General features: G+C 61.6%; 2 protein-coding genes and 1 pseudogene. All 3 read right to left on the reverse strand.

The window, feature by feature from the left end; translation table 11 throughout:
• Positions 1 to 310 (reverse strand): annotated as a pseudogene (locus EN893_RS27085) (carbohydrate ABC transporter permease); the annotation flags it as partial.
• Between the two features lie 62 nt (positions 311 to 372).
• Positions 373 to 1293: a sugar ABC transporter permease gene (locus EN893_RS27090; protein ID WP_024504905.1), complete on the reverse strand. Its 921-nt coding sequence runs from the start codon at positions 1291 to 1293 to the stop codon at positions 373 to 375.
• On the reverse strand, positions 1286 to 2623 hold the full coding sequence (locus EN893_RS27095; RefSeq protein ID WP_236382677.1) for a sugar ABC transporter substrate-binding protein: 1338 nt from the start codon (positions 2621 to 2623) through the stop codon (positions 1286 to 1288). The genes EN893_RS27090 and EN893_RS27095 overlap by 8 nt, the downstream gene beginning before the upstream one ends.
• Positions 2624 to 2868 lie beyond the last annotated feature (245 nt).

Genomic DNA, 2868 nt, shown 5'->3' on the forward strand with positions numbered 1-2868 from the left:
GAATGAGCGCGACCACCGGCGGCGCCACGTAGGTCGCCAGCGTGAAGGCCGGAAGGAAGCGCCCGCCGACCTTCAACCGCACCATGGCGTACGTGGCTGGAAAGGCGACGGCGAGCGTCAGCAGGCTGCTACAAACCGCGACCAGCAGCGAGTTCGCCAGCAGGCGAAACAGTGGGATGATCTGGAAGGTGTTGATCCAGTTCGCCAGTGTCGGTGCCTGCGGCAGGAAATACCCGGTAAGCACCTGGTCTGGCGTCTTGAAGGAAACCGAGACGAGATACGCAATCGGCAACACAAAGAAGCCGACCATGACCGCGGCACACCCTGTTGCGACCCGGCCCCGCGACTTCCCCCCAGCTTGACTGGAATGGCTCATCCCGACCTCGTTTCGCTGCGTTTGTGAAGCCAGGTGATAGGCAGGGTGACAATACTGACGAGGATGGCGAACACCAGCGTTTGGGCTGCGGCCAGACCGACATCGAACTCCTGCATGGCAGTGCGCCATATGCGGAAGGTGGTGACGGTGGTGCTGAATCCCGGCCCGCCGAATGTCAGACCATAGACGAGGTCGAAGAGCTTGAACGCGATCACGACGCGCAACAGCAAGATGGCAAGCAGCGTCGGCATCAGCATCGGAAGCGTGATCTGCCAGAAGATCGTTCGCGGCGACGCGCCGTCGACACTTGCCGCCTCGAACACCTCGTCTGGCAAGGTCTGGAGCGCCGCATAAGCGAGGATCGCCACGAACGGCGTCCACTGCCAGGTATCGGCGACAGCGACCGAAAGGAAGGCTGCGGGCATGGTGCCGAGGAATGAGACCGGCTGGTCTATGATGCCGGTGCGCAACAGCACGCCGTTGAGCAGGCCGCCGGCGGGCGCAAGGATCAATTTCCAGGCCACGGCCACCATCATGGGCGGCGTCATTAGCGGCAACAGGATAAGGCTGCGCACCCACCTCGCCTGCTTCAGACTTGAATGCAGCATCATCGCGATCGCCAAGCCAAGTGCGAGCTGGATCAATGCGACGGGAATTGCGAAAATCGTCGTCCTCAACAGGGCCGCCTGAAAGTCGCCATCGCGCTGAATGGCGGCAAAGTTGGTCAGAACCGGCCAATGCTGGAACTGCCGCCCCAGCGAGCTCTTCGACAGCGACAACGCAAGCACGTCGAGAAACGGATAGATGGCAAAGGCGGAGAGGCCGAGCAGCAGCGGCGCGACCAGAAGGAACCCTGCCAATCGCGAGCCGCTTACCGTCGCTCCGGCCGATGTGGAAACCGGGTTGCCTCTATCCATTCAGCATTGCAACCCAAGCCGCCTGGGCATCTTTCATAGCCTGCTCGGGGGTCTTGGTATGAGCGAGAACCAATGCAAGTTCGTCAGCCAGGCCTTGCAGCATCTTGGACGCCAGTGCCCCGGTAGGCCAGGCAAGCGCGCCATTTAGTGCCTGGGCGCCAGCAGCCTGAACCTTCGGCGCCGCCGCCTTGTACTGGCTGCTGTCGAGAACCGACGTGAAGATCGGATCGATGCCACTGCCGGGAGTCAGTGTCAGCTTGAGGTTCATTTCCTTGCTGCAGGCAAACTTGACCAGTTCCCAAGCGGCGTCCGGCTGCTTCGAGCCGGCCGAGATCGCCAGGCCGAAACCGGCGTCGAGCGAGCCGCGATGCTGTTTGTTGGCGCCGCCAATCGGCATCTGCACCACGGTCCACTTGTCAACAATCTGCGACATTGCCGGATCCTGTGCGTTGACCCCGAGATCGGTCCAGAACTCGATCATGGCCGCCTTACCGGAGAGGAAGGCCGGCAATCCTTGCTCGAACCCGGTTTCCAGCGGCGTCGGCAGAGCATACGGAGCAACGTTAAGCATGGCCTGGACGGCCGCGATGCTGACTTCCGAATCGAGCAACGGCTTGCCGCTGGCATCGAAGAAATCGCCACCCAGACCAGCCAGCCGGTTGGTGTAGCTGCAGCCTATCATGAAAGGGTTTTTCACACCGAGCAGCGCGGTGCCGAAGATGCCGTTCGCTGTCTCGGCCTCCGTGATGACCTTCGCCGTCGCCAGATATTCGTCCCAAGTCGTGGGCGGCTTCTGGCCGCTCCGTTCCAGGATCTCGGTGTTGACGAACAGCACGTGCGAATCGCCGTCATATGGCACCCCCCAGCGCTTTCCCTTGTACAGTGTGTAGGGATCGTAGATCGACGGCAGGAAGTCCGCAGCGGCATAATCCTTGGCAATGCGGTCGGTAACGTCGACGACCGTGCCGTCTTCGGCGAGCGCGCCGAGCAGACAGTACCAGTAGTCGATGACGTCGTAGACGTTGGATCCGGACTGGACGTCGAGGGTCGCCTTTTGCTGGATCTGGTCGTTGGGAACCGGCAGTACGTTGACCTTCGCGCCGGTCGCCTTGCCGAACTCGTCTGCAACTATGCGTCCACCGGTGACGTGCGGCTGGATCACCATAAGATTGAGTTCGATACCCTTGAGATCGGGCGCGCTCCATGCCTGCCGCGGCATCAGAGCGGCTGCCCCCAGCATTGCTGACGTGCCGAGCAATTGCCGTCGTGTCAGCGACATTTGCTGCATGAGTTCCATCAAGTTACTGCTCTTCATTGCGCATTCCTCCACCAGCCTGCTTCTTAGTCGTTTTAGAAAGAGCCGCCTGGTAGCTCCTATTCCGCCCCGGCGTACGCATGTGGCGGTCAAGCACTTCGCCCTCACGCACCCCAGGCTTCTGCAGCGAAGTCACGAAGCAGCGCGGCGAACCTCGACCGACCGTCCGCGTGCCCGGAAACGGCAACGCCAATGCCGATCGCAGCAGGCGCTCCAAATCGCGCGGGCAACTGGATTGCGATGACGAGGTCGTCCTGGGC

Origin of the sequence: Mesorhizobium sp. M7A.F.Ca.CA.004.04.2.1 (assembly GCF_004022825.1) — a bacterium.
GTDB lineage: Bacteria > Pseudomonadota > Alphaproteobacteria > Rhizobiales > Rhizobiaceae > Mesorhizobium.

Coding starts and splice junctions, on each gene's coding strand:
- EN893_RS27090 (WP_024504905.1), bottom strand. CDS start 1,293: ATGGATAGAGGCAACCCGGTTTCCACATCGGCCGGAGCGACGGTAAGC.